Source organism: Cedecea sp. (assembly GCF_036500665.1).
Lineage (GTDB): Bacteria > Pseudomonadota > Gammaproteobacteria > Enterobacterales > Enterobacteriaceae > Cedecea.
Window position 1 is genome coordinate 103,731 of the sequence record NZ_DASYBS010000141.1, and the last position, 12,355, is coordinate 116,085.

The following is a 12,355-nucleotide window of genomic DNA, read 5'->3' on the forward strand; positions in this document are numbered from 1 at the left end:
ACATCGCTTCAATTTCGACCATTCATCCCCTATCCTTAGCACCAAACCTACTGGGCTCAGGACTAAGTCAATGAAACGGACAAAAAATATAAATCATTCCTCGTTCCGCAAAAGCTGGAACGCACGCCATCTCACGCCGGTGGCGTTGGCCGTCACCGCCGTCTTTATGCTGGCTGGCTGTGAACAAAACGACGAAACCGTCTCCATGTATCAAAACGCGGACGACTGCTCGCAGGCAAACCCGAGCAAGAGTGCAGAATGTACCACCGCCTATAACAACGCGCTGAAAGAAGCCGAGCGCACCGCGCCGAAGTACGCCTCACGTGAAGCCTGTGTGGCCGAGTTTGGTGAAGGCCAGTGCCAGCAGGCGCCTGCTCAGGCAAGCCTTGCGGGTGAAAGCCAGGCTCAGGCCCAGCCGCAACAAAGCGGCAGCTTCTGGATGCCGCTGATGGCGGGCTACATGATGGGTCGCCTGATGGGCGGCGGCGCGGGCTTTGCTCAACAGCCGCTGTTCACCTCGAAAAACCCGGCGAGCCCGGCCTACGGCAAATACGCTGACGCCAGCGGTAAGAGCTACGGCGCAGCAACCCCGGGCCGCACCACCAGCGTGCCGAAGAGCGCTATGGCACCAAAACCCGCCACCACCTCCACCGTGACTCGCGGCGGCTTTGGCGAGTCAGTTGCTAAACAGTCCACCATGCAGCGCAGTAGCGCCTCCGGCACCGGCCGTTCGATGGGTGGCTGATAAACATGGAAAGAGTCTCTATTGTCGAACGCCCGGACTGGCGTGAAAAAGCGAACGAGTACGGCTTTAACTTCCACACCATGTACGGCGAACCCTACTGGTGCGAAGACGCTTACTACAAGCTAACGCTTACTCAGGTTGAACGTCTGGAAGAGGTGACCGCCGAACTGCACCAGATGTGTCTTCAGGTCGTGGAAAAAGTGGTTGCCAGCGACGAGCTAATGGCCCGCTTCCGCATTCCGAAACACACCTGGGAGTTCGTGCGTCAGTCGTGGCGCAGCCAGCAGCCGTCCCTTTATTCGCGCCTGGATCTGGCGTGGGACGGCATCGGTGAACCTAAGCTGCTGGAAAACAACGCGGACACCCCAACTTCACTGTATGAAGCGGCGTTCTTCCAGTGGATCTGGCTTGAAGATCAAATAGCCGCAGGCAAGCTGCCCGAAGGGGCCGATCAGTTCAACAGCCTGCAGGAGAAGCTGATTGAACGCTTCGCCGAGCTTAAACAGCAGCATGGCTTTAATCTGCTGCACTTTGCCTGCTGCCAGGACACGGTAGAAGATCGCGGTACGGTTCAGTACCTGCAGGATTGCGCGGCTGAATCTGACGTCGCCAGCGAGTTCCTCTTTATTGAGGAAATTGGTCTTGGAGAGAAAGGGCAGTTTACCGATCTGCAGGATCAGGTTATCAGTAACCTTTTCAAGCTCTACCCGTGGGAGCACATGCTGCGCGAGATGTTCTCCACCAAGCTGGAAGATGCAGGCGTACGCTGGCTCGAACCGGCCTGGAAAAGCATTATCTCCAACAAGGCACTGCTGCCAATGCTGTGGGAAATGTTCCCGGATCACCCTAACCTGCTGCCGGCTTATTTCGCCGAAGACAACTTCCCGCCGATGGAAAAATACGTCGTGAAGCCCATCTTCTCCCGCGAAGGCGCAAACGTGAAGATCATCGAAAATGGTCAGGAGATCGCGCGCGTTGACGGGCCATACGGCGAAGAAGGCCTGATCGTCCAGCAGTTCTATCAGCTACCCAAATTCGGCGACAGCTATACGCTGATTGGTAGCTGGCTTATCAACGATCAACCAGCCGGGATTGGCATTCGTGAAGATCGCGAGCTTATCACTCAGGATCTTTCACGCTTTTACCCGCATATCTTTGTTGAATAAAGCAGTAGAAAAGCCTCACAAAAGAGGAAAAGTGCCAGATAGCACCAACAAGTAAACAAGGAAAATCAATTCATTGATTTTCGGCTGATAACAACAAAGAGGGAAAAACCACGCTTTATCCCTCTTTGTCAGCAACCTAAAAAGCGCCCAGCGGGCGCTTTTTCGTTTATCCAACCACGACCGACAGCATACTCAGCGACCCCATTTCGATTCCGTCTATCGGAACCGCCACCGGCTCTTTGCCGTCCCACGCGCCCAGAATATAGAGCAGCGGCAGGAAATGTTCTGCCGTCGGATTCGACAGTGAGCCACCTTCGTGGTCAAGATAATTCACCAGCGGATGCTGCTCAGCAGACCCCTGCCAGGTCAGGTTAGCTTTCACATACTCATTAAACGACTCAGCCCAGGGGTACGGCGTATTTTCACCGTGCCAGCGTGCGGTGCGCAGATTATGCACAACGTTACCGCTCGCCACCAGCATAATGCCCTGGTCACGCAGCGTTGCCAGCCTGCGGCCAATCTCAAGGTGCCACGCCGCGGGCTTAGTGCTGTCGATACTCAGCTGCACCATCGGAATATCCGCATTCGGGTACATCTTGATCAGTACGCCCCATGAGCCGTGGTCAAAACCCCAGGCCTCTTTATCCAACGCGACCGGTACCGGGGCAAGGAGATCGACCAGCTGCTGCGCCAGTTCAGGCGAGCCGGGAGCCGGGTAATGCGTGTCATACAGCGCCTGCGGAAATCCGCCAAAATCATGGATCGTTTTCGGGGCTTCCATCGCCGTGACGCCTGTCCCCCGGGTGAACCAGTGGGCCGACACCACCACAATCGCTTTTGGCCGCGGCAGCGTTTCACCAAGCTGAGCCCAGGCACGGGTATAGCGGTTATCTTCCAGCACGTTCATCGGGCTACCGTGACCAAGGAACAGCGCGGGCATACGTTGGGTTGTCATGATGGTGTCCTTAAATGGCTAAGCTTTAATGAACACAGATTACGCCCAATTTTTACGGGAAGAACTCAGATAAGCGTGATGATCATCATCAGAAATTTTGAACAGGCGAAAAAACGTCGGAAGGGATGAAAAGCGAAAGCCCGATCGTGCGACCGGGCTTTATTTTTTTAGCTGGCTTTGCGCGCTTGCGCCTGGCGATACTCCACCAGATCTTCGATGGTCACAACGGCCATATTGTGTTTGCGGGCGAACTCGATGCACTCCGGCGCACGCGCCATGGTGCCGTCGTCATTGGTCAGCTCACACAGGACGCCAGCGGGTTTGAAACCGGCCAGAGAAACCAGGTCGATAGTCGCTTCGGTGTGGCCGCCGCGGGTTAACACGCCGCCCGGCTGCGCGCGCAGCGGGAATACGTGGCCTGGGCGATGCAGGTCGCTCGGCTTCGCGCCGTCGGCAATTGCCGCACGTACCGTGGTCAGACGGTCGGCAGCAGAAACACCGGTCGTCACGCCATGAGCGGCTTCAATGGTCACGGTAAACCCGGTGCCAAAAGCACTGGTGTTGTTTTCGACCATCATCGGCAGATCGAGCTGTTTACGGCGTTCGTCGGTCAGGCACAGGCAGACAATACCGCTGCCGTGGCGAATGGTCAGCGCCATTTGCTCAACGGTCATGGTTTCAGCAGGGAAGATCATATCGCCTTCGTTCTCACGATTTTCGTCGTCGAGAACCATCGCGCCGCGGCCTTCACGAAGTGCGTCAAGAGCACGCTCTACGCGCTCAGTCGGGGTGCCAAATGCAGAAAGTAGCGTCTGATTCATGGTAAAAAAACCTCATTAAAATTATGGTTACCAGAATCAGGGCAGTCTTAGGAGCTAAAAAAATAACGTGAGCAGGCCGGAGCCTGACATGATCGTTACTCTCTCCCATCCGGACTTTAACCGTCGGCCCCGGAATTACACCGGATCTGCTGACCTCCAGACAAAGCCTGAAGCGCTCGCGGGCTTTCAGCGTACGCTGATTTACCGCCGGTGGGGAGTTTCACCCCGCCCTGAGAATAAGCAGGTTCACTATAGCGCTAATCATTTTCGTGGGCAACGATTAAGCAGGTAACATTTCGGGTTTATCCCCTTTCAATCAGGCATTACAATTAGCCTAATCACCCGCCAGATAATGGAAGCCGCTATGATTGACCCGAAAAAAATTGAACAAATCGCCCGCCAGGTCCATGAGTCAATGCCGAAAGGGATTCGTGAGTTCGGGGATGATGTGGAGAAAAAAGTACGTCAGGTACTGCAGTCCCAGCTGACCCGCCTCGACCTGGTGAGCCGGGAGGAGTTTGACGTGCAGACTCAGGTGCTGCTGCGCACCCGTGAGAAGCTGGCTCTGCTGGAACAGCGCCTCACCGAGCTGGAAAACCGCGAAGCACCAAAAACCGCAGAGTAATGGATAACCTTCCCCCTAACGCTCCCGTAAAGGAAAGCGTTAGGGGAACATCCTCAGCGCAAAAATGCCTCGCTCAGCCGCACCCAGTACGTTGCCCCTACCGAAATACAGGCGTCGTTAAACTGATACAGCGGATGATGCACTGAGTAGTCGTCCTTACCCGTCGCCGTTCCCAGCCAGATATAACAGCCGGGCACGTCTTCCAGCATAAAAGAGAAATCCTCGCTGCCCATCATGCTCTTGACCTGCTGCGGATCCGCTACGTTATCCGCGCCGAACGTGTCGCGAGCCACCTGGAACGCGAATGCGGTTTGCGCTTCGTTGTTCACCGTCACCGGGTAGCCAAAATCCACCTCGATGCTGGCCTTCACGCCAAAACTTTCCGCCTGTGCGTGCACCAGGGTCTCAACCCGCTGTTTGAGCGCCTCACGAACCTCCTTTTTAAAAGCCCGCATGTTCAGCTTCAGCACGGCGCTATGAGGGATAATGTTGTGCGTTGTGCCGCTCTGCAGGCTGCCTACGGTGACCACCGCCGCATCCTGCGGATCGACATTCCGGGAGACGATTGTTTGTAACGCCATTACAATAGATGCCCCGGCGATGGTGGGATCGATGCAATGTTCCGGCATCGATCCATGCCCACCCTTGCCTTCCAGCGTGATCGTCATGCTGTCCGAAGAAGCCATCAGCGCCCCCGGCTTAGTGACGAACTGCCCGGCGGGGATCAGCGGGAAATTATGCAAACCGAATACCGCATCACACGGGAAGAGTCTGAACAAACCATCGTCAATCATACGTTTAGCCCCGCCGATCTTCTCTTCCGACGGTTGAAAGATCAGATGCAGCGTCCCGTTAAACGGCTTTTTCTCTGCCAGATAGCGCGCCGCAGAGAGCAGAATGGCACAGTGCCCATCATGCCCACAGGCGTGCATCTTGCCTTCCACCTGGCTTGCCCACGGTAGCCCCGTTTGCTCCTGCATCGGCAGCGCATCCATATCGGCACGGATGCCCAATTTTTTCCCGCCGTTGCCTACTTTTAGCGTGCCAACTACCCCGGTGCCGCCCAATCCGCGATGCACGTCATAACCCCATCCGGTCAGCAGCTCGGCAATGCGGTCGCTGGTGCGGAACTCTTCAAAACCCAGCTCCGGGTGTTGGTGGAAATCGCGTCGAATGGCGATCATCTCTTCTTCACGATCCAGGATCTCTTTAATCAACATAGATAGCTCCTTGTATTAGGCGTCAGGTAGCGTTTTCCGTTCCCGCCAGGCAAGCAGTGCCGCCAGGGAAACGAAAGAGCAGAAAATCAAATACCAGGCCGGGGTCATCGGCTGGCCGGTCGCTTTCAGTAGCCAGGTAACGTTAAATTGCGCAAAACCACCAAACAGCGTCACGCCAATGGCATACACCATGCTAATGCCCGAGGCGCGTACCGTTTTCGGAAATGCCTCGAGCAGCAGCAAAAACAGCGCCACCGTGCAAATATTCGCGAGTACCTGATCAACAGCAATTAACGCAATCGCGATCGCCAACGGCAGACCGTTGAGGATCGACGCAAAGATCGGCCAGATCAGCAATAACGACCCGACAAAACAGGCTGTCATGATCGGCTTGCGTCGCGGCAGGCGGTCCGCAAGCTTTCCGGCAAAAAAAGGGACCACAAGCGTCAACAGCGCCGCCGTCAGGCTTATCCAGTAGGAGGTTGCCGCCGGCATGTGCAGCGTGTTCACCATATACGCAGGCATGTAGTAAATGATGATGTAGAAGGTCGTCGTGCCTTTCATGATCAGCAAAATACCGAGTAACAGCGCGCGGCGATGTTCGCGCCAGAGCGTTTTTGCCGAATTTTCCCCCTGGGGAGCCGCTGCGGTGTGATGGGTTTCCGGGAGATGACGACGGATATACATGCCAATGGGCATGACCGCCAGGCCAAGAATAAAGGGTACGCGCCAGCCCCAATCGTACAGCGCTTCTTCGCTAAGATAGTGGCTCAGTCCTGCGCCCATTGCCGCGCCAAACAGCGCCGCACCGCCCTGGCTGGTCATCTGCCAACTCACGCGCTGCCCGCGCCGGGACTTATCCCCGGCTTCCATCAGCCAGCTGGTTGCTGCGCCGACTTCCCCTCCGGCGGAAAATCCCTGTAGCAGCCGACCGGCAATCAGCACCAGCGGACCGAAGATCCCAGCCTGCCCGTATGTCGGCGCAAACGCCACCAGCATCACGCCAAGAGCCATCAAACCGAGGATCAGCGTCATACCCGCGCGGCGGCCGTGTTTGTCCGCATAGTTGCCAAGTACCAAGCTACCCAGCGGGCGCATCACGAAGCCGACCCCAAATGTCGCGACCGCCAGCAGTAGCGAAATATAGTCATTACTGGAGGGGAAAAACAGATGACCAATAATGACCGAAAAGAAGCTATAAACTGCAAAATCATAGAGTTCTAACCCGTTTCCCAGCGTTACGGCCACCAGCGATTTAACGCTGGCCCGCTCTTCAACCGGGCGAGTTTCAGGCTGCAACGGGGCTATCAACCCGCTCACCGCTGAGGCAGGACTGGCAGATGATTTCATGCTCACTTCCTTCTAATTATATTTTGCATGTCGTGTTGTTACTCCAGGGAGTGATTCGACTATCTGCATAAAAAAAGAACATCGCAAACATAAAAATTGGTTATGCCTTTAGTTATATTCTTTGTATCCTGAGTGAGCGTTTTTTGCACGGCAGAGGCACGTGACGGCGAGGTAAGAGATGAAAATCAAGCTAAATCAGTTAGATGTATTACTGGAAGTTGCCGCACAAGGTAGCATTGGCAAGGCCGCCAGGGCGCTACACCTTACCCAACCGGCAATTTCCAAAACCATTCAGGAAATGGAAACCGAAATTGGCATGCCAATTTTGCAACGCTCATCACGGGGTGTGACCTTAAACGAGTACGGCCAGGTGCTGCTGCGCCATGCCAGAGATATCGACCGATCGCTGCATCAGGCGCGGGATGAAATAGACAATCTGCTCGGTAAAGCGATGCGCCAGCTGCGTATCGGTTTTACCTCCGCCGCCTCTTACGGCCCCTTCAGTACCACAATGAGCCAGTACCAGAACCGCTACCCCGGCGTGAAGTTAACCGCGATGGAAGGCAGGCCGCACCAGATTCTGGATGCGCTGGCTAACCAGCGGCTTGATATGGCGGTAATGACCAGCGCCAGCGGTACCCCCATCGGCACGCTGTATCACGAAACGCTCTACGCCCTGAGTAACACCATTATTGCCGGGGAGCACCATCCTGTTACCCACACCACTACCCTGAAAAGTCTGATGCAATTTCCCTGGCTTGACTGGGACGAGCCGGGAGAACACTCCATTCTGGGCCAGGTTTTCCGCCGCTATAATCTGCCGCTGCCGCCGACCATTGTTCACTGCTCCTCGCCGTGGATTATGGCACGCATGATGGAGCAAGCGCCGATTGTCAGCATGTGGACATCAGTGCGACTGCGCTTCCCGGGTTATGAAAAAAACCTGCGCCCGCTAACCCTAAAAGAGGTATTGCCAGCCACCAGCGTGAGCATCGTTTGCCCCAGTATTGGCCGGCTTTCCACCGCGGGTAATACATTTATGGAAATGCTGAGGATCAATTCACGCGACTGGCTACAAGATAGCGACGCGCTGGAGATGGTGGCGAGGGCGTAAAAAAGGCGGATAACCTGAGCTATCCGCCTTATTGTCAGGAGGCCTGGTGGATTAGAAGGTTTCCCAATTATCGTCAGAAGCCGCGGCAACGGCTTTACGCGGAGCCGAAACCGTGGAACTTAGCTTTGGCGCAGCGGTCTGCGCTTTAGCCTGGCGCTCCTGAGCGATACGGAACACGGAAACAGACTGCGTAAGGCGGCTGGCCTGCTCTTCCAGCGCAGCGGCAGCGGCGGCGGACTCTTCCACCAGCGCGGCGTTTTGCTGGGTCACGCGGTCCATCTCGGCGACAGCTAAACCAACCTGATCGATTCCCCGGCTTTGTTCATCAGAGGCAGAAGCGATTTCGCCCATAATATCGGTCACACGGGTTACCGCATTAACGATTTCCCCCATGGTTTCCCCGGCGCTTTCAACCAGCGTCGAGCCGGTATCCACTTTGCTGACCGAGTCTTCAATCAGGGTTTTAATCTCTTTTGCTGCCTGAGCACTGCGCTGTGCCAGGTTGCGAACCTCACCGGCCACAACCGCAAAACCACGCCCCTGCTCCCCCGCACGAGCGGCTTCAACGGCGGCGTTCAGCGCCAGGATATTGGTCTGGAAGGCGATACCGTCAATCACGCTAATAATGTCGGCAATTTTCTGCGAGCTGCCGGCAATTTCGCTCATGGTATGCACTACGTTATCCACGACTTTGCCACCGCGCTGTGCGGTTTCAGAGGCGCTGAGCGCCAGCTGGCTTGCCTGACGGGCATTTTCGGCATTCTGCTTAACCGTGGCGGTTAGCTGCTCCATACTGGCTGCAGTTTCCTCAAGCGAGGCCGCCTGCTGCTCGGTACGTGAAGAGAGATCGTTATTACCAATAGAAATCTCACTGGCTCCGCTATAAATAGCGTTTGCGCCGTTACGCACTTCACCGACGGTAATAACCAACTCATTTTGCATATGGCGCAGGTTTTCTGCCAGCTGCCCCATTTCGTTGGTGCCTTCAACATCGATTTTGCGTACCAGGTCACCGCCGGCAATATGGCGAATACTTTCAATCAGTCGGTTCAGCGGAGAAATAAGCGTCGTGCGGATCCCCTGCCAGACAACAATAATTACCGCCAATACCACGATAAGCACGCCAATCAGGATCCAGATGGCCATACTGTAAGCGCTATTGCTGCTGTCCACGGCTTCCTGGTAAAGGTGGTCATTTTGCTGGAGGTAGTTAACGTATTGCTTCTCAAAACCGTCCTGATACCCTTGGGTCGGCTGGTCGAAGAATTCATTAATTTTTCCCGCACCGAGCAGTTGAATCAGCTCCGCCAGCGCGCCGTGATAGATATCGTAATTGCGTTTGATTTCTTGAGCGGCGGCATCGTTCTGGCGAGGATCGCGGGGTAAGGCTTCATATGCCACCCATTCGACTTCCGCCCGCTTCAGCGACGTGCTGGCAATTCCCATCAACTCTTCAACGGTGGCGCCGCTGCCAATTTTGTTGGCATCCATCATATAGCGAATGCCCGCGCGGTTCAGGGTATTACGGGTCTGCAACAGCGCAACCCAGCTGCCGTTCAGCGTTGACTGCTGCTGACGAATGGTTTGTAAAACGGTGAAATTTTCTTTGTCCTGCTTCAGCGCGTTAAAGAACAATCCGCCGGAAGCTATCTGCAAAATGCCAAACAACCCCAGGACTACCAGTAAGCTTGTAACGATCTTGATACGGTTTAACATTGCTTCTCATTCCCTGTAAGACACGTCTTAATCATCGGCGTAACAGCAGAAAACTTTACCCAAAGCGTTTTTTTGCCGCTTTTTCTGCTACTCCCAAGAAATGGCCTGGCAATAATTCATCCTCCACTACTGCGGGGTTAAGTCGTAACACATTCATAACCCGAGTTTTTTTCACTATTATTTTTTTAATAGTCAATCAGCCCGGAGGAAAGCATGCTTACCGTTGCTATCTGTGAACGAAATAGCCATTTTGCCCATGGCATAAAAATTATTATCCAGCAGCTCTGCCATCAGTTTAGCGAGACTTATCATTTCTTACCTTTGGCGCATCAGGATGTTGCCGACCTGGTTTTTGTCGCCCTCGACGATAATTGGCCGGCCGCCAACTGCTACAAAATACCGCAAACAACGCGCCACCAGCGGGTGATCCTCATCTGCCGCAGGCAGGACCAGGAAAACCTGATGTTCCGCCCTTGCCTGTATATGCTGCCGTCAATTTACCGTGAAGATGAGGTTGAAGATGTCAGACTCAAACTGGCTCCTTGGGTCGACCCGGAGCGGCGTAGAAAAAATGCCCTGCCGGTTCCCGCATCGATTTGCCACTATTGCACCACCCGGCATTTCAACATGCAGGAACGCGAGTTATTGAAGCTAATGGCCTGCGGCTACTCGCTGGTCGATGCCGCATTTATTATGCATATTGATGAAAATGCCGCACGGGATAAACGACTGTCGATTATGAAAAAACTTAATATCAAGAACCAATTTAAACTTCTGAATTATATAAAACTTAATTTGCCTTTTTTGTTGGATTGAATCATTCAATTAAGTCTTTTCTTATTATGCCAGGGAATTAATCTTAATCATCATAATTATTGCCCCGTCAACCATCAGGGTTGCGAATTTTCGCAACCTGGAATAAGCCATCTCCGGTATTCACTCATTCACAGCATTGAGAGAATACTTTCAGAATCGTCTCCAATTTTGCTGAAAGCACACCTTACACTCCTCTCAGGTCACTGATCGTTCAGCAATTTCGTAATAGCTGTCACAATTAGCGACAAAATAATGATAAATATTTCTGCCGATAACATTTTATTATCTGTTAACAAACATATATCCGGGCTCTGTTTTGAACCGATTGTTAATTTATTCTCCGGACAGGTTATTAGCCACGAAATCCTCAGTCGACTAACGCAGGATCGCGATCCTGAGGTTTTTTTTACACACCTTTCGGCTCAAGACAGCATGGCGCTCTTTTGTCACCAGGTTCGCTTGCTAAAGTCCCTACAAGTGCCAGGTAGATATTTCCTTAACTTGCCTCTGATGGCACTGATTGACGATCGGCTGTTTGCGCGACTGCTTGATGTTTGCGAACCATGGATAACAATTGAAATACAGGATGCCCCACTTTTTGGCACACTCTCCCGGCAGCATAAGCTGTGTCTTTGTGAGCGCATTAAGCTGTTACAGCAACAAAGGATATCGGTATGGCTTGATGATGTTACCGACACCTGTGTACAAAGCTTCCACCGCTACGCCATTGATGTCGGTGGAGTAAAAATTGATAAGCACGCATTATGGACGCTCAGTAAAAACCACCGTGCACTTCGGCAATTGGTTGCACAATGCGCTGATATTTCACCTCAGATTGTCATCGAAGGAATCGAAGACTCGCTTCATCTCGAGCTGGCTCGCCGGGCAGGCGCCGGATTTGGGCAAGGCTATTTATGGCCACATAAGCGCTGGCTGCACGCTGAGGCATTGTCGTTGTGAGGGCTCCTATGTGCGCAGCTATAAGGCGAAATAAACAGCGCCGTAGTCGGACGGATTATTTTCTAAACCCCGCTAACTACACTGCGCCACTTTTTTTCGACCGACTTGAATACCTTCAACAACAATTGATCGGGGGCCAAAAACCAAAGAAGCCCGATGCTATTCTGCTTTCTGCCGATAGCTTTCTCAGCAGCGCCATAACCGATAGCCTTTTTCACCATCTTAACATCCCGGTTTATTCCTCACTGGACGATGTCCTCACGCATCAGACACCGTCTCCGGCAGCGCGCCTGATTATCGATCTCGACAGTCTGGAAACCCCTACGCTTGAGGTTTTGAAAGTTATTCGACAACAAATAATCTCGACTCCGCAACACCAGATAATCCTGCTCAGCGCGCTGCGGAAACCTGAAATTGCGCAGTTTATTCGCCATGCGGTTGACTGCCAGATTGTTGAGCGCCGCCTGACGCCCGACGGGTTAAAGCAGGCATTAAGTAACACGACGCCGGCCCCGGATATCCTTTCCAGCTCGCCACGTTTTTCCATAAAAGAATGGGCAATTTTACTGGCCCTCAGCCGTGGGGAGTCATTGAAATCCATCGCCCTTTTTCTTGAGAAACCCTACCATCACGTCGTTTATCGCTTCAACGTTTTGCTCGGTCGACTGGCGCTGGAAAGCCGCAGTAAATTGCTTCATCTGCTTCATGAAATTTCTGTTGCAGGTAAGGTGTGATGCCGATCTAACTAACCTACTGAGCGGTAAGATATTTTAAGAATTTACTTAATTTTTATGTTTTACCTGAGTTAAAAATAAACAAAGTGATAACAATTACAACTATTCCTGGAAGCAATTTTTCCGCTTTAGC

General features: G+C 53.3%; 12 protein-coding genes and 1 riboswitch. Of the genes, 7 read left to right on the forward strand and 5 right to left on the reverse strand.

The window, feature by feature from the left end; genetic code table 11:
• Positions 1-70 precede the first annotated feature (70 nt).
• Positions 71-745, forward strand: coding sequence for a DUF1190 family protein (locus VGM55_RS23020; RefSeq protein ID WP_154189366.1), 675 nt, complete (start codon positions 71-73; stop codon positions 743-745).
• A 5-nt stretch (positions 746-750) separates the two neighbouring features.
• A complete protein-coding gene (locus tag VGM55_RS23025) occupies positions 751-1,911 on the forward strand; it encodes a glutathionylspermidine synthase family protein (RefSeq protein WP_154189365.1) in 1,161 nt (386 codons plus the stop codon).
• Between the two features lie 166 nt (positions 1,912-2,077).
• Here VGM55_RS23025 and ygiD read toward each other — a convergent pair whose 3' ends face one another.
• Positions 2,078-2,866, reverse strand: a complete 789-nt coding sequence (ygiD, locus tag VGM55_RS23030; RefSeq protein WP_154189364.1) for a 4,5-DOPA dioxygenase extradiol — start codon at positions 2,864-2,866, stop codon at positions 2,078-2,080.
• A 167-nt stretch (positions 2,867-3,033) separates the two neighbouring features.
• The gene (gene ribB / locus VGM55_RS23035; protein ID WP_008460907.1) at positions 3,034-3,687 is read right to left on the reverse strand and encodes a 3,4-dihydroxy-2-butanone-4-phosphate synthase; all 654 of its coding nucleotides are present in this window, start codon (positions 3,685-3,687) and stop codon (positions 3,034-3,036) included.
• A 93-nt stretch (positions 3,688-3,780) separates the two neighbouring features.
• A riboswitch (FMN riboswitch) is annotated at positions 3,781-3,929 on the reverse strand.
• Positions 3,930-4,051: 122 nt separating this feature from the next.
• On the opposite strand from ribB, the gene ubiK reads away from it, so the two are divergent.
• A complete protein-coding gene (ubiK, locus tag VGM55_RS23040) occupies positions 4,052-4,312 on the forward strand; it encodes a ubiquinone biosynthesis accessory factor UbiK (protein ID WP_154189363.1) in 261 nt (86 codons plus the stop codon).
• Positions 4,313-4,365: 53 nt separating this feature from the next.
• Here the strand turns inward: ubiK and VGM55_RS23045 are convergent, their stop codons facing one another.
• On the reverse strand, positions 4,366-5,532 hold the full coding sequence (locus VGM55_RS23045; RefSeq protein ID WP_331636836.1) for a M20 aminoacylase family protein: 1,167 nt from the start codon (positions 5,530-5,532) through the stop codon (positions 4,366-4,368).
• 15 nt (positions 5,533-5,547) lie between these two features.
• The gene (locus tag VGM55_RS23050; RefSeq protein WP_331636837.1) at positions 5,548-6,882 is read right to left on the reverse strand and encodes an MFS transporter; all 1,335 of its coding nucleotides are present in this window, start codon (positions 6,880-6,882) and stop codon (positions 5,548-5,550) included.
• A 178-nt stretch (positions 6,883-7,060) separates the two neighbouring features.
• Here VGM55_RS23050 and VGM55_RS23055 point away from each other — a divergent pair, with 178 nt between their 5' ends.
• A complete protein-coding gene (locus VGM55_RS23055) occupies positions 7,061-7,996 on the forward strand; it encodes a LysR family transcriptional regulator (protein WP_154189360.1) in 936 nt (311 codons plus the stop codon).
• Positions 7,997-8,047: 51 nt separating this feature from the next.
• Here VGM55_RS23055 and tsr read toward each other — a convergent pair whose 3' ends face one another.
• Positions 8,048-9,712, reverse strand: a complete 1,665-nt coding sequence (gene tsr, locus VGM55_RS23060) for a methyl-accepting chemotaxis protein (protein ID WP_331636839.1) — start codon at positions 9,710-9,712, stop codon at positions 8,048-8,050.
• Positions 9,713-9,925: 213 nt separating this feature from the next.
• On the opposite strand from tsr, the gene fimW reads away from it, so the two are divergent.
• From fimW to VGM55_RS23075, 3 genes are all read left to right on the forward strand, one after another.
• Positions 9,926-10,528, forward strand: coding sequence for a fimbria biosynthesis transcriptional regulator FimW (gene fimW / locus VGM55_RS23065; RefSeq protein WP_154189358.1), 603 nt, complete (start codon positions 9,926-9,928; stop codon positions 10,526-10,528).
• A 252-nt stretch (positions 10,529-10,780) separates the two neighbouring features.
• Complete coding sequence (locus tag VGM55_RS23070) at positions 10,781-11,488, forward strand: EAL domain-containing protein (RefSeq protein ID WP_331636840.1); 708 nt, start codon at positions 10,781-10,783, stop codon at positions 11,486-11,488.
• A gap of 125 nt (positions 11,489-11,613) precedes the next feature.
• Positions 11,614-12,222 carry a DNA-binding response regulator gene (locus VGM55_RS23075; RefSeq protein ID WP_331636841.1) on the forward strand — a complete coding sequence of 203 codons (609 nt, stop codon included), beginning with the start codon at positions 11,614-11,616 and terminating at the stop codon, positions 12,220-12,222.
• Positions 12,223-12,355 lie beyond the last annotated feature (133 nt).